Consider the following 23561-nt stretch of genomic DNA (forward strand, 5'->3'; position numbering starts at 1 on the left):
TTCGAAATTCAATTGAAGATGCCCCCCTGAAGCGCTGTTTGTATAGATTAAAATGCAGGAACCATAGATGAATCTGTTATGAGTAGTGCCTATTCCTCCAGCCACAAAGAAAGGCGAATGTTGCAACTGGCAGCCAGTGCGTCGGTGTTTACTGCAATTTTGCTGTTGGTGGTTAAAGTCTACGCTTGGTGGGTGTCTGGTTCGGTCAGCGTGTTGGCCTCGCTGGTGGATTCTCTGATTGACGCATTTGCGTCCTGTGTGAATTTTGTGGCGGTTCGCTATGCCTTACAACCAGCAGATGAAGAGCACCGCTTTGGTCATGGTAAAGCAGAATCGCTGGCAGGCCTCGGGCAGTCTTTGTTGATTATGGGGTCGGCAGTCTACCTTTTTGTGCAGGCAATAGATCGCATGGCCAACCCACAACCCCTGGAGCAACTGGACGTGGCAATTGGGGTTATGGGGTTCTCCATTGTGGCGACGTTTTGTCTGGTGATCTATCAGCGCTGGGTGATCAGTAAAACCCATTCAGTAGCGATCAAGGCGGATTCTCTTCACTATGTTTCTGATTTGCTTACTAATGTAGGTATTGTGATTGCGTTGCTGCTAACTCAGTTTGGCTGGCAGCAAGTGGACCCACTGCTGGCGATAGCTATATCAATCTATATTTTCTATACCGCTATCATGATTTGGAGCGAGTCTATTCAGCATTTGCTTGACAGGGAGCTGCCCGAGGAAGAGCAGCACCGAATCGAGCGAATTGCTATGGGCCATGTGGAAGTGTTGGGGGTACATGAACTGCGAACGCGGCAGTCGGGCCGCGTTAAGATCATTCAGTTGCACCTGGAACTGGACGGTAATATGCCGTTATGGCAAGCGCATGATATTTGCGAAGAAGTTGAGCGAGAAATAAAGGAAGCTTTTCCCTCTGCCGATGTGCTGTTGCATCAAGATCCATTTCGACCGGATCCTGATGCCAAACCAATTCGTAAAAAAAAGCCCCTTAGCGCGTTACGATCTGCAAAATATCCAGTGCGCTGACGACACCGATAATTTTGCCAGCATCACTGACAAATACTCGATGAAGACCATTGGCGACCATTTCTTTAGCGACACGTTTTACCGATGTACTAGCGTCCACATCGAAAACGCTGGGGGTCATGATGTCTGCAACTGTGGATGCTTCCATGTGGGGTTCAGATGCTTCTTCCAGGTAATCAAAGCGAGTATCAAAATCCAGGCTGTCTGTATAGTAGCCGTGATGTCCCCGTTTATCGTCTTCCTCCCGATCCATGCTCGCAAAACGGGCTACATCTGTAACCGACACAACGCCCACTAATTGTTCGTCGTCATCTACTACTGGTGCGCCGGTAATGCCATTGCTTACCAGAAAATGGGCCAGTTCTGATACTGTCCAGGCCTCGTGAGCCGCCAGTAAAGACGAGGTCATGATCTCTCTAGCCGTGTATTCCTGAATAGGCTTTTGTGGTGCGTTGTTAGCAATCGTCGTATTAGCCATAAGCCAGTGTAACCTCGTGGTGATATTGTATAAGATGGTGCTATAGGTTGTCGGACTCTGTGTTGATGTGAGTCAATGGCAGTTCTCTATAGACAAGGATACAGCATGCGTGCGGAAGATCTTAATCGGCCAGATCAGTTTCCTCATCCCACCAGCACAATTCATTGGCGTGAGACCCACATTTCCCTGGTTATCCTGACCGGTGAGTGGGTGTATAAAATCAAAAAACCGGTGAATTTTGGTTTTTTGGACTTTTCAACGGTGGAACTGCGTAAGCGCTATTGCGAGGAAGAAATCAGGCTTAATCGCCGCACTGCACCTGGATTATACATCTCAGTGGAGCCGCTGTATTGTGCGGATGGAGATTATAATTTTTGTGGTAAGGGTGATGTCGTAGATTATGCAGTGAAAATGCGACAGTTCGATCCAGATGCCTTGTTGCAGAACTGTATGCCACAGGTATTGATGGAAGATGACTTTTTTCAGGCGTTAGGGTATGCGCTGGCCGGGTTTCACGATGAGGCTGCAGTCTGCGGAGAGGGTTCTGAGTTTGGGAATGCTGAATCGGTCCTGTTCCCTGTACAGGAGAATTTCGATCAGATAATTGACGGGGTTAGCGATGAAGTTGACATTAAACGCCTGAAAACAATAGAGGCTTGGAGCCTTGAGCAGTATAAGAATATTGCTGAGGTGTTTGATCAACGTAAGCGTGAGGGAAAAATAAGAGAGTGTCACGGTGATCTGCATTTAGCCAATATTGCGTTAGTCGATGGCAAGCCGCTTATGTTTGATTGCATAGAATTCAATGAGCGATTTCGCTGGATTGATGTGGCCAGCGATTTAGCTTTTCTAATAATGGATATGACTGTCAAAGGCTATGGTTATCAGGCCAATGTGTTATTGAACAGCTATCTGGAATACAGCCTTGACTATGAGGCGCTGCAGGTTCTGAACTTTTACGTGGTGTATCGTGCCATGGTACGGGCGAAGGTGTCGGTTTTAACAATGAGGCAGGCGGCGGAAGCTGATCGGCTTCAGTTATTGACGCAATTCAGGGCCTACATGGATTATGCGTTAACCTGTATGGATTCACCTCATCGATATCTTGCCATTACCTGTGGGGTGTCGGGATCCGGAAAAAGCACGTTGGCTCGTAAAGTGGCCGCTCATAGTGGTGGAATACGTTTGCGGTCTGATGTGATCAGGAAGCATTTGGCGGGTTTAAAGCCACTTCAGTCTAGTAGATCCCATGATCCTGATTCTGAAAACGCCATATACTCGCGTAGTTATAGCATCAAGACATTTGAAACACTTGAGGCGTTATCACGGAAGGTGTTGAACTACGGTTATCCTACTTTGGTGGATGCTACTTTTATAAAAAGTCATACAAGGGCACCATTCTTTCTATTGGCGAAAGAGGAGCATGTGCCTTTCTATGTTCTGTTTATGGATGTTCCGACTGAAGTGTTAAAACGGCGCATTTTGTTGAGGGAGCGAGAAGGGCGTGACGCATCAGAAGCGGGAGTGGCCGTTATGGAGCAGCAGTTGCTTCACTGCGATGGATTTTCTGCTGAGGAGGAGAGCTGCGTGATTCGCTGTGATGACAATGTGGATTCAGACTCTATAAGTGAGCTGGTTAAGTTTATGATTTCCAGCACGCCGTTACCCTGAGTATGTTGGTTTTTGATTGATTCTTCTGGTTGAGTTGTCTGAGTATGCATGAAATGTCTCTTTGTGAATCAATTTTGCAGATTGTTGAGGAAGAATCCATTCGGCAATCGTTCCGTAAGGTGTCTGAAGTGCATTTGGCTATTGGCGCCTTGGCAGGGGTGGAATTGGAGGCATTGAAGTTCAGTTTTGATGTGGTGGTTCAGCATAGTCTCGCCGCTGGGGCGGTGCTGCATATTGAAATTGTACCAGCTATCGGGCATTGCCCTGTCTGTGGTCAGAAGGTTGTAATGGAATCTCGATATGATGCTTGCAGTCGATGTGGAGAGTATGGGCTGCAGCTTGAGTCAGGCAATGATATGAGAATCACTCATCTGGAGGTGCAGTGATGTGCAAAGTGTGTGGATGTAGCGAAGGAAATAGTCGGGTTTCAGGTTTGGCATTGCAGCCGGTTAGAACCCACGCGGCTGGGCTCAGCCCGTCTAGAATGGTTTCTATTGAGCAAGATATTCTTAGTAAAAATGACTCGTACGCTAAAGAAAATCGTGACCGACTGGCAAGGGATAAAGTGTTTGCGGTGAATCTGATGTCTGGCCCTGGTGCGGGTAAGACCAGTTTGCTGGTAAAAACTTTATCTGATTTGCAGGGTAGCATTCCTATGTGTGTGATCGAAGGTGATCAGGAAACATCAAATGATGCAGATCGGATTCGCGCTACAGGTGCTTCTGCCATACAGATTAATACCGGTAAGGGGTGCCACCTAGATGCACACATGGTTGGGCATGCTTTGGATAAGCTTAATGTTGCGTTAGGTTCCACGCTATTTATTGAAAATGTCGGTAACTTGGTGTGCCCGTCGGGCTTTGATTTGGGGGAGCGGCAGCGGGTTGCCATTCTTTCTGTCACAGAGGGTGATGATAAACCGCTTAAATATCCGGATATGTTTGCCTTCGCCAATGTTTTGCTGCTGAGTAAAATCGACTTGCTTCCCTATGTGGATTTCAATATGGATCAGTGTATAGAGTATGCACGACGCATTAATCCTTCTATATCGGTCATACCCGTATCTGTAAAATCCGGTGAAGGCATGGAGCAATGGTATGGCTGGCTGCGATCACATAACAATGATGCAACAAGTACCGTTGTCTGACGGCAAAGCCCTTAATACTGTTACCATTTGCGTGAAAGGAGTGGTGCAGGGCGTGGGTTTTCGCCCTTGGGTTGTGGGTCTTGCTGAAAGTATGGGTGTTTCTGGCCGTGTGTATAACCATCAAGGTGCAGTGATAATCGAGTGTCGTGGTGATACTTCATCACTTAGTGATCTAATTGAACATATACAGAATCGTCCTCCTGCCAGAGCGCATGTGACGTCTGTGGATGTACGGGAAGGGCTTGATTTAGCTATTTCTAGCGGCTTTTCTATCGATCAAAGCATTACGAAGAAATGTGTGTCACTGCCTGAGGGGTTGCTGCCCATCACGTTGGATTTTGCCCCTTGCGATCTGTGTTTGCGTGAGTTGCTTGACCCGGATGATCGGCGTTATCGCTATCCGTTTATAAGCTGCGCTGATTGTGGCCCGCGTTACAGCATCATGCAAAGCGCGCCATTCGATCGTGAACGCACCAGTATGTCTCGGTTTGTTCTTTGTCATGCCTGTGCGGAAGAATATGGTGATCCACGTGATCGGCGATTCCACGCGCAAACGATTTCATGTCACCAGTGTGGGCCAAAATTACGGTATATAAATGGTCGTGGTACAAGGATAGACGGCGATCCTATTGGGTTGGCAAATGCAGCATTAAAGCGAGGCGAGATCGTCGCGCTGAAAGGTGTTGGTGGGTTTCAGTTGGTTGTGGATGCTAGTAATGGTTCTGCGCTGGATCGGTTGAGGAAGCGTAAGAATAGGCCGCACAAGCCCTTTGCGCTAATGGTGCGTAACGTTGAATTAGCGAAACAGATAGGGCAACTCTCACGCGAGGATTTAAATGCTCTAACCTCAGTGACGGCGCCGATTGTACTGATAAGAGCACGTGATAGCGGTAAGATGTTGCCTGATGCTATAGCGCCTGGGCTAAGGCGAATCGGAGTCATGCTTCCCAGTTCTACCTTGCATTGCCTGTTGCTTGGGGAGTGGGAGACGCCATTGGTTGTGACCTCAGGAAATGTCAGCGGCGCTCCCTTATGTGTTGACAACAATGCAGCACTTGTAGAGCTGGCATCGATTGCAGATGGCTTCCTGCTTTATGATCGTGATATTGAGCACCGCCTGGATGACAGCGTGGTTCAATGTGTCAACGGTGATGTTGTGCCGTTGCGTTTGGGGCGAGGATACGCCCCCGGGTATTTTTCTCTACCGCCAGGTTTTGAGAAGGCGCCGTCGGTGTTGGCGATGGGGGCCGATCTTAAGAATTCTGTATGCCTGTTGGATAAGTCAGGCGTAGTACTGTCACCTTATAATGGTGACTTTTCCGATGCGCGAGTAATTGAGTCTGGAAGCACACGCGCGGATGAATTGTTGAACCACTATGATCACCATCCCTCTGTTGTTACGGTTGATGCCCACCCCAACTATTTCTCAACGGCTGAAGGGTTCAAGCGAGGGGAAGTATTAGGTGTGGAGGTATGGCCGGTTCAGCATCATCATGCCCACCTTGCTGCTTGCCTTGCCGACAATGGTTGGCCAAGAAGTGGTGGAGCTGTTTTAGGGGTGGTGTTAGATGGTATGGGGTATGGTCCACCTAATGATTCTACCGACTACAATGCTGTTTGGGGCGGGGAGCTACTGCTGGGAGGGTATGAGCAATGCCGACGGGTAACCCGCTTTAAGCCAGTGCCACTGCCTGGAGGTGATATGGCAGCAAAGCAACCGTGGCGAAACGCACTTGCACACCTTCATGCTGCAATTGGCTGGACTAATGTTCAGGCGGATTACGGCAGAGTTTCAGCCATTCAACGGTTGTCCCTGTTTCCGGTTGACGCTGTATTATCAATGATGGAGGCCAAGATTAACTCTCCGTTGAGCTCTTCATGCGGTCGTTTGTTTGATGCGGTGGCCTTTCTGTTGGGTGCAGGTTCAGATGAACAGATGAGTTATGAAGGGCAAGGTGCCATGTATGTTCAAAGCCTCGCCGAAGGATATATAGGTGATGAGTTGAGCGGATACTCGTTTGATATAGACAATCACTCGGATCTTAGAGAGGTTGTGTTTACCAATTTTTGGCAGGAATTATTGTGCGATTTGCGAGCGAGTATTAAGCCAGAGATTATGGCCCATAAATTTCACCTTGGTCTGGTGGAAGTGCTTGAGCAGAGCGTTAGGCAGGCTGGGGATGAGTACGATTTTAATGCTGTAGTATTGAGTGGTGGTGTGTTTCAGAATGTATTGATCACACATGAGTTGATCAGGCGTTTAGATAAAGGTGGCTATAACGTGTTGACGCATAAAAATGTACCACCTAACGATAGCGGGATAGCTTTTGGTCAAGCGATGATTGCTGCAGCGAGGTGGATTGGCATGAAGGAGAGCGCCTGATGTGTTTGGGAGTGCCTGGGCAAATTGTTTCGATTTCTGATCATAAAAGCCACCTTGCGGTAGTTGATATTTCTGGTGTTAAGCGAGAAGTAAATGTCAGTTGTGTCATCGGCGAAAGGGAACCTATCATGGAATTGATTGGCGTTTGGGTGTTGGTCCATGTCGGATTTGCGATGAGTCGATTGGATGAGAATGAAGCCAGGCGCACTTTAGCGCTTCTGTCTGATTTGGGTGAATTTCAGGAGAGCCTGTCATGAAATACATTGACGAGTTTCGTGATCCTGATCAAGCCAGAATTCTATTGCAACGTATTACGAAGCTCGCTGATCAGGTTGCATCCCTACGGAGCACTCCCTTGCAAATAATGGAGTTCTGTGGCGGACATACACATACGGTCTTTCGTTATGGAATCGAGCAGGTTATACCAAAAAGCATTGAGCTGGTGCACGGCCCGGGATGCCCGGTGTGTGTGTTGCCAAGAGAGGCGGTAGATCACTGTGTTGCGATAGCAGAAAGGCCGGACGTGATCATGACAACCTTTGGTGACGCTATGAGGGTTCCCGGCTCTAGAAAAAATTTGTTGCAAGCAAAAGCGGAAGGGGCTGATGTGCGCATGGTGTATTCGCCGCTGGATGCACTGTCAATCGCTCGTAATTCACCTGATAAAGAGGTGGTGTTTTTTGCGCTGGGGTTTGAAACGACCATGCCAAGTACGGCGCTCACACTGCAGCAGGCATATGGCGAGCGGTTGCAGAATTTTTCCGTGCTATGTCATCACGTGACGACACCTCCTGTATTAACCGAAATTCTGCAGGATAATCAATTGCAGCTAGACGGCTTTATTGCACCCGGGCATGTAGCTATGATTATCGGAGAACAACCTTTCCAGTTTGTGGCATGCGATTATGGTAAGCCTTTGGTCATCAGTGGGTTCGAGCCTGTTGATGTTTTGCAGGCAATGCTTATGCTCCTAACCCAAATTCACCAAGGGCGATCTCAAGTAGAGAACCAGTATCTTCGGGTAGTTCGCCAAAGTGGCAATGCGTCGGCTCAGTTGGCTTTATGTGAAGTGTTCGAAATAGGGGAGAAAGTGACTATTCGAGATCGCTATGCTCCTTTTGATGCAATGGTGAGGTTTGCTGGTCATTGCCAGTCTGATGCGCTTCCTGAATCGATATCAGAACCGTCATATTGTGCTGAGGTCTTGAAAGGGCGCATACGGCCTTTGCAATGCCCACTTTTTGGGAAGCATTGTTCTCCAAGCGATCCTCAGGGTGCACTTATGGTGTCGTCTGAAGGTGCTTGTGCCGCTTATTATCAGTATGGGAAAGCAGAGGCAATGGCTGAAATATGAAGGAGATTATTACTCTTGCCCATGGTGCTGGTGGTAAGGCAATGGAGAGTTTGATTCAGCAAGTTTTCGTGCCTGCCTTTCACGGCGTAGAGCACGCGGTATTGGAAGATCAGGCAAGAATACCGATGCGGTTGTTGGCGGAGCATGGTGACCGATTGGCATTTACCACCGACAGCTATGTGGTTGACCCTATTTTCTTTCCTGGTGGTGATATAGGTATGCTTGCTGTAAACGGTACGATTAATGATCTTGCAGTTGGCGGTGCGATGCCTCTTTATATGAGTTGTGCCATGGTTTTGGAAGAAGGCCTGCCGATAGAGATATTGCAACGTGTTGTCAACTCAATGGTTGAGGCCGCTAATGCTGCACAGGTCAGTATCGTAACCGGCGATACAAAAGTGGTTCCCCGAGGTCAGTGTGACAAACTCTATATTAACACAACTGGAATTGGCGTTATTAATTCAGGCGTTCAGATCAGCTCGCAGCGAGCATGCAAAGGGGACGTGATCATTGTAAACGGCTCCGTCGGTGATCACGGTGCTGCAATAGTCAGCGCCAGAACAGATCTGAAGCTTGAGGCATCAATACAGTCTGACACGCAATCGTTGTCTGAGTTGGTGCAGATCATGTTGCGGGTTTGCCCTGATATTCATTGTATGCGAGATGCAACGAGAGGTGGGGTGGCTGCGGTTCTGAATGAGTTGGCCGATGCCAGTCGGTGCACGATGTATGTTGATGAGAAATCTATACCCGTTAGCCCGGATGTAAGAGGCGTGTGTGAGATACTTGGCTTTGATCCGCTGTATTTAGCCAATGAGGGAAAGCTAATTGCAATCGTGCCTGAGTCAGCTGCCGAATTGGTTCTTTGTGCGATGCGACAGCATCCATCAGGTGCAGGGAGCGTTGTTATCGGGCAGGTTGTTGATCAGCAAGGAAGTGCTGTTGTTATGGAAACCCAATTTGGCGCCAAGCGTGTAATAAATCGTCTGGTGGGTGAGCAGTTGCCCAGGATTTGTTAGGGGTGTGAGATATTTGAACTTTGCTGATAGGTTTGCGTGCTTCAAGCGTTGTGGCTCATTGTTGGCCTTTCTGGATTGCAGTGTTTGAAGTCGATAATAACTTTCTGACCAATACGATCATAGCCAATAATTTGTGTGCAAGGGGGAATGCTATAGCGTGCCATTTTTTATTTTTTCTGCGGTGATTTTGAGTAAATCGAAAAAGCCGTGTTCGAAAAGGAAGGAGTCGGTGAAGTTCAGATATTTTCCCATTCGTTCTCCTGGTTCGGGCCGGGAAATCGTTTTAATGGTGTAGCCTGCCTCTCGATTCTCTCCACTACCTAGTGACATGGCACGGGAAATTCCGAGTTCTTCTCCATCTACTACTTCTTCATAGTGACGTACATCAGCTGGCAATCCACCTTCATGGGAAAGTTTAAAGAACTTATTTTCCAGAGTGTTGACAATCCAAGGGATGCCGGATTTAGGCATTTCCAGTTGGTAGGTGAGCCATTCGGATTCTCCAGTTTCACCGTCCGTAAACCAATTACACACTGCAATAAGTGCGTAATCTTCAATTATCAGTAAATAAATTGTACGTTGAGGTTTTCGGTTGTCGACAAGGCTACCCACTACATAGGGGTTCTGCTGGATGGTAAGTGGGTCGATATCGGAAAAGTTTTTCATGTGTGAATCCAGATAAGTTCATTTAGTAGGAAGTTAAGCCGACACGCGTAAGAACACCAGCCTGCTCAAGATCGCCTAGTAGGCCCGGCTTTTTATCCAGGCTATAAGTCTCCACGATACCCAGGCCATCGGGGGAGTTGACGTCTTTGGTAATGCCGATGCCCAGAAATTGCTCGTTGGCGCCGTACTTATCATTGATTACTTGGCGAGCTTTTAGAAGCTCTGTATCATCAGGAGAAAGCCCTTGGCTTTTGGAAAATCTTTTTAATTCATCTGCTTCTGATAAATCCACTTTCTTTGCTCTGGCCTTATCAAATAACTCCGCATACCGATCAGAATACTCAGGCGTCATCACCTGATCAATCAAATGTGGGTCAACATCCGTCATCTCCGATTTGGCCATTCCACCAATCCGGTCATAGGTTGGGATTATCGTAGTTATATCGCCCTGTTTGGCTGCAGCCTCGGCATCGATCACTAGTAGGGTGTAATCTGCCTTAGGATCGTAAGTCGTACCGACAGCTTTGGCAATCAACTCGGCGTCTTTGTCAGCATATTCCAATTGGGTGTAGGTTGTAGTCCAATAATTGGAACGGCTCGTATCCGGGTTTACCCAGCCGATATTGCCGGTGTCTTTGGCGTAATCGGTTTTGATTACGCGAACAATGTACTTTTCCTGCAATCCGGCTTCCACAATTTCCAGTTTATCATCCAATGTGTAAGGGGATTGGGGTAGCGGTGTGCCGCTGGCCCGCGCTTTTTGCACTTTTTGGGTGGCGTCATCCATGCGTTTCATAACCTCATCCATGGATTGCGGCAATGAGGGCAGATGACGTGGTGAGCTTGCGCTGAAATCAGCCTCTTGTTGTTTCATCAACGTCTGCCTGGAGCTGCCCTCCACACTGTTGTCTGCCTGCTGTTTTAGCAAGTCATCCAGTTTAGCTTCCAGGTCAACGGTGATTTTACTGAACATTTCATCGATCTGGTCGCGAATAATTCGCAACTCAGCAATCAAATCACTGATATTCTTATACAGGTCACCGGCCCAACTAGGAACATAGGAAAGCGCTTCTTTTAGGGTGTCGATGATGTTATCAAATACCTGTTTCAGCATGCGAGCGGCTTCGTCAGCATGTTGCCGAAGTTCACCGGCCCTAAGCTTTTTCAGCCACTCCCAGGCATTGCCTTTGGCCAGGGCATTAAACACCTTGAATATTTCATCCAGTTTGGCGCCTCGGTAAACCAGCTTGAGCACACCTTTTAAGAGTGATCCCAAAGAGGGAATCAATCCAATTAAGGTGAAGAACAAGCCGAGCCAGACTGCCATTTCGTTATAGCGTTTGTCCCAAATCAAGGCTTTGAGGTTGGCCACAAGATCGCGACCATCCGCCACTTGGTCTACCAGTGGTATGGCCGTAATGGCGGCATTCGTGATAATTTGCCCTATTGTCGGGTTTTCATTAAAGTCGCCTTGTAAAGCTCCCCAAATCCAGTCCAGGGTGCTTTCTTCCGTTTCGATTACGTCCTCAGTCACTGCCGGATTCCTTGCCTTTGTTCTGCATCATGCGTTGTAACCATCCATCCGGGGCCGCTATTTGTTGCGCAGTCGTTGGTTTGATTTCAGCGGCTGGGGCCGGGTCGCCATGGTATTCCACGCGAATATTGGTTTTATCCAGCGGTAACTGTGTTCTCGCGCAGCCGTTGCTATCCAAGGTGCCTTCCTTAATGAGCTCATTGGTTGCCGCGTCATAGATGCTGTAGCCGGCGCTGGCGACGCCGTATCCGTCGGTGTGCTGCAGCGCTGGCGGCTCTCAATTTGGCACCGGGTGCGTCGTTGTCTGCTTCGGCGGGGTTGCCGGGTTGGGTGGGATTTGCTGCCTGGGCGGAGCCACCGCCACCGCCTTCGTTGATGCGCACCAGAGGCCCCATGACACCGGCCCCAGCTTTTACTGACGGGCTTGTGCCGCCTTGCAGAATGGCTTTGCTGCCAGCTTTGATGTGGATGGCGTTGCCGGTCACTCAGTGATAAACGGATACCTGCTATAGTCTATAAGGCTTTTTCCTGGTAGCGTTTGCTGATGTCTTTCAACAAATCAAGCATTCCGTCTTCTCGCAGCAAAGTATAGGGTAGTTGAACTTCCATCCAATCAACATAGCGGCCTTTTCGGCTGTAATTTTTAAGAGTGAAACCCTGAATTCCTTCGTCGCCACAGTTTGGTGAAAATCGAATCCTGAGTTCTTCTCCTTCTATCTCGCTATCTACGTGCAGCACGTCACCGGACAGCCCTCCTTCGCTAGCCTTTTTCCAGAACTTATTTTCGATCGTATCAATTAACCAAGGCAGTGCGCTTATGGGAAGTTCGAACTGGTCAAGGTTATAGCCTGGCTCATCGGTGTCATATGAGACGCCTTTCACAAGCATTGGTTTAGACGGGTATTTGATTAAAATGGAAAGTACATCTTTGCCAGCGAATAGCAAAAAAAATTCGCCCGGATTATGGGTGTAATCAATTTTTCCTAGCGGCCTCAGATCGTCGCTTAAGTTTTGAGTATCGATTAATTGCATGAAGCTGGTCCTAATTTGATCGAACGGGTTTGGCAGGAATGCGCAGTATGGCGCCGGCTTTTTCCAGTTCGGCAATGGTAGCAGGGTTCTTTTCAAAGGTGATGGTTTCCAGCGTGCCGTGCTGTCCTTTGGGTAAGTATCCGCTGTTTCCTGTCGATTTCGTTAGACCATCTCCTGAAAAATGCTCATTGGTGCCAATCTCCATTGTGAATTCATGACGCGCAAGGAAATCGGATTTGCTTTGGGGATCATTCATATACGCTTTTTCGGCATACTCTTTTACTTTTCTCTTGTCATAAGGTGAATCACCAGATTGTTTATAGTCTTCCATGATTTCTGCATACTGCCTCGAGTATTCTGGTGACATAACACGGTCAATCTGTTCAGGGGAGATTTCTTTCCCAAACTCTTGTTTACCGAGCTTGGCTGTATTTTCATAATTGGGAATAAATGTCAGGCCGCCATCTTGTTGGTAATATTTACCTTGATCGATCACGATGATTTCCCATTCTGCATCAGGGTCGTATTCCATACCGTTTGGATCACAAAGTAGTTCGGGGTCGGTATCGGCTTTTTCCATTTGGTCTATGGTGGTTGTCCATGTGGTGGTTCTTCCTGAGTCCCGTTTATATCCTACGGTTCCTTCGGGTGCTTTTTTCTTCTGTAAAGTTACCACATATCGCTCGTTGAGCGTGCCTTGCTCGACCATGTGTTCCAGTTCCGCCTGGGTGTACTTGGGGTCATATTTTTCGGTGTTTTTTAACTGGTTGCGTGAATCGGTAAGTAACTTGGATACTTCTTGGAAACTTGCAGGGTTAACCCGCTTTCGCTGAATGCTTTCGTCCAGCGCCTTATTTCTTATAGCATCTACATCAAGAGCTTCCGGCTTCCCTAACTGCTCCGGAATTTCCCCACCGGTCTGTCCGGTTTTCTTGCCTTTCTTAAACAGCTTCTTTCTGATATCTGCCAGCTTCTTGAACAGAGGGCCCAGTTTCTTGAATTTATCCAGATAATGCAACTTGGTACCTGCGATTAAGGCTGCCCCAGCTCCAGCGGTCAGGGCGGTTATGACAACATCAATGGCGATTTCGGTGGCAGCTCCTGCCCCAAAGATAAACTGGTTTAATGGTGTCAGGTCGTTGGCTTCTTTGAGGAAGGACAGCAGCCCGAGAACTGATTTTCCTGCTCCTCGAGCTTTGGCTTTTCCTCTTCCCACCATTGGCCGAGAGCGCCTTGTTTCGCGTATGCTGCGTCGATGGCTGTTTTCTCTTGATATTCACAGGCGATGATGTCTGTCAGAACACCTGCTATTTCTTTTCGGGTTGCCTGAATCTCTGCTTCGTCGGCATCGCTGGTATATTCAACAGTGGCGTTGCCGGGGGTAACGCCGGATAGCTGGGCTTTGCCTTCTGAGTTCAGTGTGCCATTGCGAGTGCTACCGTCCGCCAGAGTTACGGAGTAGGGCAGATTGGCCGCGGGGCTGCCATCGGCGTCTATACACACTAATCCCAATGTATCAGATTCTTCTTCCGCCTCAGGGACAGCTTCGCCTGCCGCCAACGCCCCTTGCTGCTGAGTAAACAGTGCACATTCAGGGCATTCCTCCACAAAAGGCGCCTGCATGGCATCAGCTTGTTGCAGTGCGGCCAATTGCGCTTTGGCGCGATCGAAATCAATGGCCGCGGGCAGTGGTGTGCTGGCAGCGCTGGCGGCTCTCAATTTGGCACCGGGTGCGTCGTTGTCTGCTTCGGCGGGGTTGCCGGGGTGGGTGCGGTTTGCTGCCTGGGCGGAGCCACCACCACCACCGCCTTCGTTGATGCGCACCAGAGGCCCCATGATGGCGACGCCGGAGGGGTCAAGGGTGATGACACCAGCCCCGGCTTTTACTGACAGGCTTGTGCCGCCTTGCAGAATGGCTTTGCTGCCAGCTTTGATGTGGATGGCGTTGCCGGATTCGATCACGTGGGCCACTGATCTTCAGGTGCAGATCAGTGCCTGTGGTGATGGAGAGGTTTTGTCCCACGTCGTCGTTCTGGTTGGCGCCGATGGTGCTGTTTAAGTCTTTGCCGATTTCTTCCGAAAGTTGTCCGCTGACACTGAGGTGCTGGTCTTTATCCGTTTGGGATTTAAGGTCGTTTAGTATTCTTAAGTCGAGATCTTTTTCTGAACGGATGAAGATCTGTTCGCTGCCTTTTTTGTCTTAGTGTTTTGCAAATGCTTTGGTGTGTTCGATGGAGGAGAGCTTTCTCATTAATGTCGCTTCTTCGGGGCTGATTCAAAACTTGGGGACCTGTTAGATATGCCATATTGTATCTCAGTTTTTAAAGTTCTCCGCGTTCGTATTTTTCGCCCAGGGATTTCCATAGGTCTAGAAAGCCAAGTCGATAGAGGAAATCGTAGCTGAGGGAGATTTCGATAGGCATATAGTACTCCTCAGCTTTGTAGTCATCATAGCTATGGTCATTACGGGATCGATTAGTCAAACAGTAGCCGCTAGTGGTGCTACCCACCGCCAGCATTTCGCCATCCACGTCCACATCCACGCTCACCATAGCTCCCGCGTGAAGGCCACCTTCAGCGGGCGGTTTACGGAATTCATCCAGTGCTTTTGGAAACCAGCTTAGGGTTTTGAGGGGGAAGTCGTACTGTTTGCAATAATATTGATCATGGGGGCCAGCATGATAAGACGTTAAAACGGATAAATGGTTTTTGTGAGTTACGAGAGTAAATAGTTTGTCTCGTCCCGACGTGTTGTCGAGGCATTGACCTAAATTGACGGTTCCAAATGGAAGCTGGTCGTGTTGTTGAATAACCGGCAGTGGTTCCAGAACAGGGTAAGGAGGTGTTACATAACTCATAAAGGGGTCAGTCCAGTAATGATGTTAATGGCTCCGGCGTCTTGTAACTGTTTGAGGTTGACTTCCCTGCGTTCAAAATTGAGGGTTTCTACTGCACCGAATTCGTTGGCGGAGTTGGGGTTCAGGTCTTTGGTCAGGCCGTTGCCCAGATACTCCTGATTATTGCCGATTTTGTCATGCATTTGCATCCGTTTGAGCATAATGTTTCTTTCTTCTTCCGGCATGCCGGTGGATTTTAGATAGTCCTCAAAACTTGCGGTATCCTTCGACCACTGATCGGGCAAGTATTTTTGATCTACAGCAGTCTGATACTGTTCAGCATACTTGGTCTGAAACTCCGGCGTCATCATCTCGTCGGTAAGATTTTTCGGGAAATCCTTAGGCAATTCCGTATTGGCGAATTCACTAACCTTCTCAAAGGTGGCTGGTACGCTTTTCACACCGGTCAATGAGGTAGACTTCTCTGTATCCACGATCACCAAAGCATATTTCTTGTCTGGATTATATTCCAGACCTAATTTTTTACTGATCAGTTTCGGGTCGGTATCGGCGTCTTCGATTTGGTCGAGACTGGTGGACCAGTATTTGGCGCCTTTGCCTGTTGCGCCTTCCATAGTCACGCCCATTTTCCCGCTGAGCGCTTGATCTGGTGTATCTCGATCATTCAAGTAGCCTTCGTCCATAAAGCGGACTTGGAAGCGTTCGTCTCCCACATCGCTATGCTGCGCCATATGCGCTAATTCTTCATCGCTGTATTTGGGTTTATAGCCTTCAGAAGCGATTTGCTTGCGACGTTCTTTCAGTATATTTCCAGCATCTGCCAAGCCCGTTGGTGCAATCCGTTTGCTGTTGACGCTTGAATCCAATTCATCGGGTGTGCGCTTGCGTTTAAGCTCAACGGCTTCCGGTTTCCCTAACTGCTCCGGAATTTCCCCACCGGTCTGTCCGGTTTTCTTGCCTTTCTTAAACAGCTTCTTCCTGATATCTGCCAGCTTCTTGAACAGAGGGCCCAGTTTCTTGAATTTATCCAGATAATGCAACTTGGTACCCGCGATTAAGGCTGCCCCAGCTCCAGCGGTCAGGGCGGTTATGACAACATCAATGGCGATTTCGGTGGCAGCTCCTGCCCCAAACTCCAGTATCTCCAATTTGTGTTGGGCAGCGATGTAGTCGCCACCGAACTGTATCAGCAGTTTCTGGGTTTCGGGATCATCCCAGACAAAGTTGGCCATGGCCCAGGCGTTGGCCAGGTCTTCACGGCTGATACTGCGTGGATCAAAGCCAAGCACGTCGGCGGTATCTTTGAATTGGGACTCGGTGAAGTTGTCGGTGAAGCGTTGCAGGTAGGGGCGGTCGTCGGTATTGCGCCAGGAATCCCACGCCACTTTGTGCGCATTGATAAACTGGTTTAATGGTGTCAGGTCGTTGGCTTCTTTGAGGAAGGACAGCAGCCCGAGAACTGATTTTCCTGCTCCTCGAGCTTTGGCTTTTTCCTCTTCCCACCATTGGCCGAGAGCGCCTTGTTTCGCGTATTCTGCGTCGATGGCTGCTTTCTCTTGATATTCACAGGCGATGATGTCTGTCAGAACACCTGCTATTTCTTTTCGGGTTGCCTGAATCTCTGCTTCGTCGGCATCGCTGGTATATTCAACAGTGGCATTGCCGGGGGTAACGCCGGATAGCTGGGCTTTGCCTTCTGAGTTCAGTGTGCCATTGCGAGTGCTACCGTCCGCCAGAGTTACAGAGTAGGGCAGATTGGCCGCGGGGCTGCCATCGGCGTCTATACACACTAATCCCAATGTGTCAGATTCTTCTTCCGCCTCAGGGACAGGCTCGCCTGCCGCCAACGCCCCTTGCTGCTGAGTAAACAGTGCACATTCAGGGCATTCCTCCACAAAAGGCGCCTGCATGGCATCAGCTTGTTGCAGTGCGGCCAATTGCGCTTTGGCGCGATCGAAATCAATGGCCGCGGGCAGTGGTGTGCTGGCAGCGCTGGCGGCTCTCAATTTGGCACCGGGTGCGTCGTTGTCTGCTTCGGCGGGGTTGCCGGGTTGGGTGGGATTTGCTGCCTGGGCGGAGCCACCACCACCGCCTTCGTTGATGCGCACCAGAGGCCCCATAATGGCGACGCCGGACGGGTCAAGGGTGATGACCCCGGCCCCGGCTTTTACTGACAGGCTTGTGCCGCCTTGCAGAATGGCTTTGCTGCCAGCTTTGATGTGGATGGCGTTGCCGGATTCGATCACGTGGGCGCCACTGATCTTCAGGTGCAGATCCTTGCCTGTGGTGATGGAGAGGTTTTGTCCCACGTCGTCGTTCTGGTTGGCGCCGATGGTGCTGTGGTGATCTTTGCCTGTTTCTTCAGCAAGTTGTCCGCCTACGGACAGGTGCTGGTCGTTGTCGGTATGTGATTTGAGATCGTTTAGTATTCTTAAGTCGAGATCTTTTTCTGAACGGATGAAGATCTGCTCGCTGCCCTTTTTATCTTCAAGGCGCAGTTCGTGATAGCCGCCACCACCGGGACTGGATAGGCTTTTGAGGGCGGAGCGGGTCTTGTTGGCTGGTAGTGTGTAGGGTGGCAGGTTTTGTCCGTTATATACACGCCCGGTCATCACCGGTCGATCAGGATCACCATGTTCGAAATCTATAATGACTTCCTGACCAATGCGAGGAAGGGCAATGCCTCCCCATTGGACACCCGCCATAGGTTGATTGACCCGTATCCAGCAGCTGGTATTTTCATTGCCTTGGCCTTCGCGATCCCAGTAGAACTGTGCTTTGATGCGCCCGTATCGATCGGTATAGATCTCTTCGCCTTTGGGGCCGGTGACGATGGCATTGTGGGGGCCGGATACCATGGGCTTTACATGGCCCCAGTAGGGGCGAAAGGGCGTTGTAAATGGAATGCAGCGCAAACGGCTGATGCACCGTGGTGGCTTATTACTGGCACCTGAATCCAATGATTGCGGTTGCTCGGCGATGAGTTCGCTGTGAATAATCAGATAGCGTTGATTCAGTTTTGCGTTGGGGTGCTTTTCCAGGGACATCCATTGCCCTGCTTCGCAATGAATGGAGTGGGTTTCCATGTCAATGAGGTGGAGTTGATACTCAGCCTGTTCAAGATAGCGCTGGGAAAGCTGCTTGCCGCGACCTGGTTCCATGAACTGCCCTGGATGGTGATAATGCTCCAGTTGGCTGAATTGCCCTTTGCTGATTGCCTGCAGGCCTAAGGTAGGTTTTTCGAAGTTGAAATCACTAATACGGATTGCGCCGGTGGTGAGATCGTATCGGCTGTTCAGTTGGTGAACGCATTCTTCATCCTGTGGCCGGCTGCTTTCTTGCTCATAACGCAGTGTTTCTGAGCCGTTTTTGGTGTTGAATACCTTGTTGGTGTCCCCCAGGATCAGGATCTGCTTCTGATCGGTATTCTGAAAGTGGTAATGCCAGCCTTCTTCTTGCATCAAACGGGTGATGAATGCGTAGTCAGATTCGCCGTATTGAACACAATAGTTGCGCTGTGGTGCAGAGCTGGTTTGGTCGCTGAACAGGTCGCCCTGAATACCATGCTCTTTCAGAATCTGAGTAATAATGGCGTTCGGGGTTTGTTCCTGAAAAATGCGAAAATTGTGTTTTTGGGTACACACCCAAAGAGCGGGCACGACGGTGAGGCGATATTCGCTGTATTCTTTGCCCTGGTTGAGATAGCTGGCTTCGCTGACGATACCCCGCAGAAATCGAGGCGCTTTGCCGCCACTTAGATCATGAACTGTCACCAGCACCGAATGATTGAGCAGGTCTTCAAGTTTGATTTTTTGGCTTTTACTTGCGCAGCAAATGTCATATTGGTACAGGTCACCAATGGCGGACGCTCCTTTCAGGGCCGTCAGGCGGAATGAATCGTCCATGCCATGAATGGCAATGCTGAAGCGGCTGGAGTTGGCTGGGCTGGTTGTCATAGACTGGCTGGCTTGAGTCGGTTATTGGATTGTTGTTGAATGTTCATGTCACCCTATAGAGACTCTTTAGGGTAAAAATTCCAGCCAAACTTCTGCGGGGCGTTTAGACTATGATGAAATATATCGATTCGGTTGAAATTTTAGGCAGTTAGGCAATGGAATTAGTGATTGAAGTGGTGAGCACGGAAAAGCACCTGATGGGCAGTAGGGCTCGCCACGTGTTCTATCCTGCTGGCGGTGTAATTGGGCGGTCAGCTGAGTGTGATTGGGTGATTCCTGATCAAACTCGGCATATGTCCGGGCGTCACGCCATTATTTCCTATGAGTCAGGGCAGTTCTTTATTACCGATATCAGTACCAATGGCGTGTTTTTGAATGGGGTGGAAGCGCTGGGTAAAAATCGGGCGATGCCGCTGAACGATGCCGACCGTTTGTTGATGGGGCAGATCCATTTTCAAGTGCAGGTGAACGCGGCGGCAGGCCATGAGCAGCCTGCTGCCGTTGTACAGATACCGCGACCCACGTTGGGAAACCGGCCTGCCATGAACAGCACCAATAATCCGATGGAGCAGGTAGATCAGTGGGCGGCTGAGCAAGCCAAGGCTACCCCGAAAGCCGAAGGCTGGCATCAGAAATCCCATTCCATGCCCGATGATGTAGCACCGCAAAACACCCCCTTTACACCGCCTAAGACTGAATCGGATACCGGCTTGCCGGAGAACTGGTGGGAGGAGCCGGCAGAACCGGCTGCCACGAAAACCGAGCAGCAAGCAGAACCAGAGGAGCCGTTGCCTGGTAAGGGCGTTATTCCGCCACTGCCTGATTGGGACGAGGGTGCAATGCACACCGCTATTGCACCCATTACCGAGGCGCGCAGAGAGGATCGAGAGGGGCCGCTGCGGGCGTTGGCGGAGGGGCTTGGGGTTCAAATGTCTGAAATTGAGCAGGCTGGCGGGGTGGATTTCCTGCGTCGTGCCGGTATGCTGCTGCGGCTTTGTATGCGGGGCTTGGTGTCTGCATCCCAGGCTCGAGCCAGTATGAAGAATGAGTTTCGGCTCGATATGACCTTGGTCAATATGAAGGACAACAACCCTATCAAGTTGTCCGCCAATGGTGAGCAGGCTATCAAGCATATGCTGGCGGAAGATCAGGGTTCGTTTCAGCCCATGGATCGAGCCATGCAGGAGTGTTTTGATGACTTTCAGGAGCATCAGCTGGCCATGATGGCGGGCATGCAAGGCGCTTTTCTGGAGTTGATGGACAGCTTGTCACCCCAGGCATTGGAAAAGCGCTTTGACAAAGGTCGCAGTAGTGGGCTCTCTATTGGCTCAAAAAATGCGCGTTATTGGGAAAGTTATCGAGAGCTGCATCGGGATTTGTTGGCCGAGGATGATATCTTTGCCAGTATGTTTGCGGAGCCATTTGCCCGAGCTTACGATGAGCAAATGTCCAAACTCAAGAAGACCAGAAATCCAAAGGGGAAGTAAGATGAAGTTGGGGTTTAAAGTGATCACATTGCTGCTGGCTGTGTGGCTTGGCGGCTGTTCATACTTTATGTCCGATCTTACCAAGGTGGATATGCGAATTGTGGCAGGGGGCGATGTAAACCCGGATGATAATGGGCGCCCCTCTCCAGTGGTAGTACGGGTTGTGGAATTGAAGTCCCCCGCAGTGTTTGAGAGCTCAGAGTTTTTTGCCTTGTATCAGGATGAGGCGCAGACCCTGGGGAGCGATTTGGTGGCTACTGAGGAGTTCGAATTCAAGCCCGGTGATGTCCAGGATATGAAGTTTGCGCTCAAGCCTGAGTCCAATTATGTCGGAATACTGGCGGCCTATCGCCAGCTGGACAAAGTGAACTGGCGATTGGTGTTGCCTCTTACTCTCAAGGATAAAAATCAGCTTACTGTGCTCCTGAATCGACGGGGAATCGAGCTGGCTACACCTCGTTGATCCGGCAGCATCCTTTGATCTGCACAAAATAGTGTAATTTTCTGCACACAACCGGCAGTTTTTTTGCGGTTGGCCTGTCTCTCTAAGCAATAAACCCATGTTTAGGGAGAGTTCGCTCCATGCCGTCGCATGACAAGGTAGTCTGGAGTGAGGGAATGCTTCTGCGCCCTCAGCATTTGCAACAGCACGATCGATATCTGGATCAACAGTTCCGCACCCGTGGCCGGATGCTTGATCCGTTTGGCTGGGGTATCAGTCAGTTACAGGTAGATGAGCAACTATTGCAGCAGGGCGCTTTTGCTATCAGTCGTGCGGAAGGTGTTTTTCCGGATGGAGGCCTGTTTGCAACCAACAGCCGCGTGCAGCGATTGCTGATGGAGGTGCATCCAGGCAAGCAGAATGTATTGATTTATCTGGCATTGCCGGTAGTGCTGCTGGGTGCCGACGAAACGGCCCCCGCCCAGGATGATAACAGCCTGACGCGCTGGATCAGCAGCGAAGAGGACGTCCAGGATAGCAATTTGGGCAGCAGTAAAACGGTTAACATCAGCGTTGCCCAACCGCGCCTTAAGCTTTTGCTGGAAGAGGATCTCACCGCTGATTACACCAGCATTCCCATAGCACGAATTAAAGAAAGCTATGTGGATGGTCGTATTGAACTGGATGAACAGTACATCCCACCCTGTTTGAATGTGACTGCCTCACAGCGGCTCACGTTCTTCCTTAAGGAAACCCTAAGCCTCTTGTCGCATCGAGCCGAAGCCATTGCGGCTCGGTTGTCTTCCGCATCTGGCCGTCGCGGCTCCTCAGATATCGCAGATTTTATGTTGCTGCAGTTGGTGAATCGCTACAAAGCGGGGCTGCGTCATTATGAATCCATCCAACAGATACATCCTGAGACTCTTTATCATCAGCTGGTGATGTTAAATGGAGAGATGGCCACCTTTACTGCTGAGAGCAAATTAGCAGCACAGGACATTCCCTACGATCACAAAAATCTCACGCACTGTTTCAACTTATTAATGGGTGAGATGCGTCAATCTTTGAGCTTGGTATTCGAACAAACCGCAGTGGCTTTGCCTTTGCAGGAGCGCCGCTTTGGCGTTCGGGTCGCGCCGATTCAGGATCGGGCATTGCTGGATCAGGCGCAATTTTTCCTGGCAGTGAAAAGCGAATGGAGCCCAGACAGCGTACGAACGCGCCTGCCCAGCGTAGTCAAAGCTGGAGGAGTAGAGCAGTTGCGTGAGCTGGTAAACCTGCAGTTGCCCGGTATCAGTTTGATACCTCAACCGGTAGCTCCCAGGCAGGTTCCATATACATCGGGCTGTACTTACTTCCAGTTAGAGAAAACGCCTGAGCACTGGTTACAGTTAAAGAAATCCGGCGGTATTGCGTTTCATTTTTCTGGTGAAGTCCCTGGTTTGGAATTGGAACTATGGGCTGTAAAGGGCTAAAAAACACCAAATTAGGGTTAACTAAGGGCAAGACACATCATGAGTACGGAAGATAAAACCCTGGTACAGATTCGCAATGCCGATGGAGTTAGCCAGGCAGCCCATCCCATCGCGGGTGGCTTTGCGCGCCCCAACCCGGGAGGGCGCTCCAAACCGCCACCGGTATCACCACAACCGGAGCCTGCACCGTCGCCTTCCTGGCCACCACCATCATCACCGCCGCAAGCAGCGGCAGGTAATAGTGGCTTCTTTCAGCCTGGATCTCAGGCGGGTGTAATTGCGGGGCAGGGTTGGGGTTATGGTGTTCAGCAAGGGCGAGCGTTGGACAATCCATTGCTGGCGGCTTCCTCTGGGTTACTTGAGAGAATGGCTCAGCTATCTGCACAGAATGAAGCTCATGATGTGATGTCCTACCGCGATGGCTGCGTGCAGCAATTGCAGATATTTGACCAGCAATTGCTGCATAACGACAGCAGTGAAGAAACCCGTTATTACGCCCGTTATGTACTGTGTACAGTCATGGATGAGTTGGTCAATAAAACTCATTGGGGCAGTGGCGTATGGAGCAATCAGTCCCTGCTGAGTCAGTTTCATGGGGAAACCGGCGGTGGTGAACGCTTCTTCCAGTTACTTGAGTATCTGCAACAGTCCCCGGCGAAAAACCTGCATTTGCTGGAGCTGATGTATGTCTGCCTTGGCCTGGGGTTTGAGGGAAAATATCGCCTTGATGCACGAGGTTATGCGCAATTGGAAGCGCTGCGTGACAATCTTTTCCACCTGATACGTATGCAAAAAGGAGAGCCAGAACGGGATCTGTCACCCCATTGGCAGCGCGTAACCCAGCGACGTAACCCTCTGTCCCGCTATCTGCCGTTGTGGGTTGTGGTTGCTGTGGTGGGCGTGTTGATGCTGGGCACCTATTCTGGCTTTTCCTATTTGTTAAACGAACGCAGCAGCGCGTTGCTCACCGAGCTGGAGCGCCCTCTCAGCGACGACGCAAATCACTGAACAAAGGCTAAAA

At 49.9% G+C, this 23561-nt stretch carries 22 protein-coding genes and 1 pseudogene; 12 read left to right on the forward strand and 11 right to left on the reverse strand.

Annotated elements, in window-relative coordinates; translation table 11 throughout:
• Positions 1–78: 78 nt before the first annotated feature.
• Positions 79–1038 carry a cation diffusion facilitator family transporter gene (locus Kalk_RS18645; protein ID WP_101895688.1) on the forward strand — a complete coding sequence of 320 codons (960 nt, stop codon included), beginning with the start codon at positions 79–81 and terminating at the stop codon, positions 1036–1038.
• On the opposite strand, the gene Kalk_RS18650 is transcribed toward Kalk_RS18645, so the two are convergent.
• Positions 1001–1516 carry a CBS domain-containing protein gene (locus Kalk_RS18650; RefSeq protein WP_101895689.1) on the reverse strand — a complete coding sequence of 172 codons (516 nt, stop codon included), beginning with the start codon at positions 1514–1516 and terminating at the stop codon, positions 1001–1003. The two genes, Kalk_RS18645 and Kalk_RS18650, sit on opposite strands and share 38 nt — an antisense overlap.
• 105 nt (positions 1517–1621) lie before the next feature.
• Between Kalk_RS18650 and Kalk_RS18655 the strand changes: the two genes are divergently transcribed.
• Genes Kalk_RS18655 through hypE form a run of 7 tightly spaced genes read left to right on the forward strand, consistent with a single transcriptional unit; the run spans position 1622 to position 9090 of the window.
• Positions 1622–3187, forward strand: coding sequence for a bifunctional aminoglycoside phosphotransferase/ATP-binding protein (locus Kalk_RS18655; RefSeq protein WP_158643582.1), 1566 nt, complete (start codon positions 1622–1624; stop codon positions 3185–3187).
• A gap of 53 nt (positions 3188–3240) precedes the next feature.
• Positions 3241–3573 carry a hydrogenase maturation nickel metallochaperone HypA gene (gene hypA, locus Kalk_RS18660; protein ID WP_267892404.1) on the forward strand — a complete coding sequence of 111 codons (333 nt, stop codon included), beginning with the start codon at positions 3241–3243 and terminating at the stop codon, positions 3571–3573.
• Positions 3573–4334, forward strand: a complete 762-nt coding sequence (hypB, locus tag Kalk_RS18665) for a hydrogenase nickel incorporation protein HypB (RefSeq protein ID WP_101895692.1) — start codon at positions 3573–3575, stop codon at positions 4332–4334. Before hypA ends, hypB begins: the two co-directional genes overlap by 1 nt.
• Positions 4309–6717, forward strand: coding sequence for a carbamoyltransferase HypF (hypF, locus tag Kalk_RS18670; protein WP_158643583.1), 2409 nt, complete (start codon positions 4309–4311; stop codon positions 6715–6717). Before hypB ends, hypF begins: the two co-directional genes overlap by 26 nt.
• Complete coding sequence (locus Kalk_RS18675) at positions 6717–6974, forward strand: HypC/HybG/HupF family hydrogenase formation chaperone (RefSeq protein WP_101895694.1); 258 nt, start codon at positions 6717–6719, stop codon at positions 6972–6974. The genes hypF and Kalk_RS18675 overlap by 1 nt, the downstream gene beginning before the upstream one ends.
• Positions 6971–8071 carry a hydrogenase formation protein HypD gene (gene hypD, locus Kalk_RS18680; RefSeq protein ID WP_101895695.1) on the forward strand — a complete coding sequence of 367 codons (1101 nt, stop codon included), beginning with the start codon at positions 6971–6973 and terminating at the stop codon, positions 8069–8071. Before Kalk_RS18675 ends, hypD begins: the two co-directional genes overlap by 4 nt.
• Positions 8068–9090, forward strand: coding sequence for a hydrogenase expression/formation protein HypE (hypE, locus tag Kalk_RS18685; protein ID WP_101895696.1), 1023 nt, complete (start codon positions 8068–8070; stop codon positions 9088–9090). Before hypD ends, hypE begins: the two co-directional genes overlap by 4 nt.
• 150 nt (positions 9091–9240) lie before the next feature.
• Here the strand turns inward: hypE and Kalk_RS18690 are convergent, their stop codons facing one another.
• From Kalk_RS18690 to tssI, 10 genes and pseudogenes are all read right to left on the reverse strand, one after another.
• Positions 9241–9756, reverse strand: a complete 516-nt coding sequence (locus tag Kalk_RS18690) for a hypothetical protein (RefSeq protein ID WP_101895697.1) — start codon at positions 9754–9756, stop codon at positions 9241–9243.
• A gap of 22 nt (positions 9757–9778) precedes the next feature.
• Positions 9779–11290, reverse strand: a complete 1512-nt coding sequence (locus tag Kalk_RS18695) for a hypothetical protein (protein WP_101895698.1) — start codon at positions 11288–11290, stop codon at positions 9779–9781.
• Positions 11283–11468 (reverse strand): hypothetical protein, encoded by a 186-nt coding sequence (locus tag Kalk_RS18700; protein ID WP_101895699.1) that lies wholly within the window; start codon positions 11466–11468, stop codon positions 11283–11285. Before Kalk_RS18700 ends, Kalk_RS18695 begins: the two co-directional genes overlap by 8 nt.
• Before the next feature lie 34 nt (positions 11469–11502).
• A complete protein-coding gene (locus Kalk_RS18705; protein ID WP_101895700.1) occupies positions 11503–11775 on the reverse strand; it encodes a hypothetical protein in 273 nt (90 codons plus the stop codon).
• A 28-nt stretch (positions 11776–11803) separates the two neighbouring features.
• Entirely contained in the window at positions 11804–12322 is a 519-nt protein-coding gene (locus Kalk_RS18710) for a hypothetical protein (protein WP_101895701.1), read from the reverse strand.
• 10 nt (positions 12323–12332) lie between these two features.
• Positions 12333–13541: a hypothetical protein gene (locus Kalk_RS18715; RefSeq protein ID WP_101895702.1), complete on the reverse strand. Its 1209-nt coding sequence runs from the start codon at positions 13539–13541 to the stop codon at positions 12333–12335.
• The gene (locus tag Kalk_RS18720) at positions 13454–14284 is read right to left on the reverse strand and encodes a hypothetical protein (RefSeq protein ID WP_158643584.1); all 831 of its coding nucleotides are present in this window, start codon (positions 14282–14284) and stop codon (positions 13454–13456) included. Before Kalk_RS18720 ends, Kalk_RS18715 begins: the two co-directional genes overlap by 88 nt.
• Positions 14178–14510 (reverse strand): annotated as a pseudogene (locus Kalk_RS21820) (bacteriophage T4 gp5 trimerisation domain-containing protein); the annotation flags it as partial. The pseudogene Kalk_RS21820 and the gene Kalk_RS18720, both read right to left, overlap by 107 nt.
• 133 nt (positions 14511–14643) lie before the next feature.
• The gene (locus Kalk_RS18725) at positions 14644–15180 is read right to left on the reverse strand and encodes a hypothetical protein (protein WP_101895704.1); all 537 of its coding nucleotides are present in this window, start codon (positions 15178–15180) and stop codon (positions 14644–14646) included.
• Positions 15177–19136 (reverse strand): type VI secretion system tip protein TssI/VgrG, encoded by a 3960-nt coding sequence (tssI, locus tag Kalk_RS18730; protein WP_101895705.1) that lies wholly within the window; start codon positions 19134–19136, stop codon positions 15177–15179. Before tssI ends, Kalk_RS18725 begins: the two co-directional genes overlap by 4 nt.
• Before the next feature lie 155 nt (positions 19137–19291).
• Between tssI and tagH the strand changes: the two genes are divergently transcribed.
• The 4 genes from tagH (at position 19292) to icmH (ending at position 23548) form a co-directional block, all read left to right on the forward strand.
• Positions 19292–20623 (forward strand): type VI secretion system-associated FHA domain protein TagH, encoded by a 1332-nt coding sequence (gene tagH, locus Kalk_RS18735; RefSeq protein WP_101895706.1) that lies wholly within the window; start codon positions 19292–19294, stop codon positions 20621–20623.
• A 1-nt stretch (position 20624) separates the two neighbouring features.
• Positions 20625–21086, forward strand: a complete 462-nt coding sequence (gene tssJ / locus Kalk_RS18740; protein WP_101895707.1) for a type VI secretion system lipoprotein TssJ — start codon at positions 20625–20627, stop codon at positions 21084–21086.
• Between the two features lie 119 nt (positions 21087–21205).
• Positions 21206–22540, forward strand: coding sequence for a type VI secretion system baseplate subunit TssK (gene tssK / locus Kalk_RS18745; protein WP_101895708.1), 1335 nt, complete (start codon positions 21206–21208; stop codon positions 22538–22540).
• Positions 22541–22579: 39 nt separating this feature from the next.
• Entirely contained in the window at positions 22580–23548 is a 969-nt protein-coding gene (gene icmH, locus Kalk_RS18750; protein WP_101895709.1) for a type IVB secretion system protein IcmH/DotU, read from the forward strand.
• Positions 23549–23561 lie beyond the last annotated feature (13 nt).

Source organism: Ketobacter alkanivorans (assembly GCF_002863865.1).
Lineage (GTDB): Bacteria > Pseudomonadota > Gammaproteobacteria > Pseudomonadales > Ketobacteraceae > Ketobacter > Ketobacter alkanivorans.

Bases quoted from the DNA above. Each gene is read 5' to 3' on its own strand.
- Kalk_RS18645 (WP_101895688.1), top strand. From the start codon at position 79: ATGAGTAGTGCCTATTCCTCCAGCCACAAAGAAAGGCGAATGTTGCAA.
- Kalk_RS18650 (WP_101895689.1), bottom strand. From the start codon at position 1,516: ATGGCTAATACGACGATTGCTAACAACGCACCACAAAAGCCTATTCAG.
- Kalk_RS18655 (WP_158643582.1), top strand. From the start codon at position 1,622: ATGCGTGCGGAAGATCTTAATCGGCCAGATCAGTTTCCTCATCCCACC.
- hypA (WP_267892404.1), top strand. From the start codon at position 3,241: ATGTCTCTTTGTGAATCAATTTTGCAGATTGTTGAGGAAGAATCCATT.
- hypB (WP_101895692.1), top strand. From the start codon at position 3,573: ATGTGCAAAGTGTGTGGATGTAGCGAAGGAAATAGTCGGGTTTCAGGT.
- hypF (WP_158643583.1), top strand. From the start codon at position 4,309: ATGATGCAACAAGTACCGTTGTCTGACGGCAAAGCCCTTAATACTGTT.
- Kalk_RS18675 (WP_101895694.1), top strand. From the start codon at position 6,717: ATGTGTTTGGGAGTGCCTGGGCAAATTGTTTCGATTTCTGATCATAAA.
- hypD (WP_101895695.1), top strand. From the start codon at position 6,971: ATGAAATACATTGACGAGTTTCGTGATCCTGATCAAGCCAGAATTCTA.
- hypE (WP_101895696.1), top strand. From the start codon at position 8,068: ATGAAGGAGATTATTACTCTTGCCCATGGTGCTGGTGGTAAGGCAATG.
- Kalk_RS18690 (WP_101895697.1), bottom strand. From the start codon at position 9,756: ATGAAAAACTTTTCCGATATCGACCCACTTACCATCCAGCAGAACCCC.
- Kalk_RS18710 (WP_101895701.1), bottom strand. From the start codon at position 12,322: ATGCAATTAATCGATACTCAAAACTTAAGCGACGATCTGAGGCCGCTA.
- Kalk_RS18715 (WP_101895702.1), bottom strand. From the start codon at position 13,541: ATGGTGGGAAGAGGAAAAGCCAAAGCTCGAGGAGCAGGAAAATCAGTT.
- Kalk_RS18725 (WP_101895704.1), bottom strand. From the start codon at position 15,180: ATGAGTTATGTAACACCTCCTTACCCTGTTCTGGAACCACTGCCGGTT.
- tssI (WP_101895705.1), bottom strand. From the start codon at position 19,136: ATGACAACCAGCCCAGCCAACTCCAGCCGCTTCAGCATTGCCATTCAT.
- tagH (WP_101895706.1), top strand. From the start codon at position 19,292: ATGGAATTAGTGATTGAAGTGGTGAGCACGGAAAAGCACCTGATGGGC.
- tssJ (WP_101895707.1), top strand. From the start codon at position 20,625: ATGAAGTTGGGGTTTAAAGTGATCACATTGCTGCTGGCTGTGTGGCTT.
- tssK (WP_101895708.1), top strand. From the start codon at position 21,206: ATGCCGTCGCATGACAAGGTAGTCTGGAGTGAGGGAATGCTTCTGCGC.
- icmH (WP_101895709.1), top strand. From the start codon at position 22,580: ATGAGTACGGAAGATAAAACCCTGGTACAGATTCGCAATGCCGATGGA.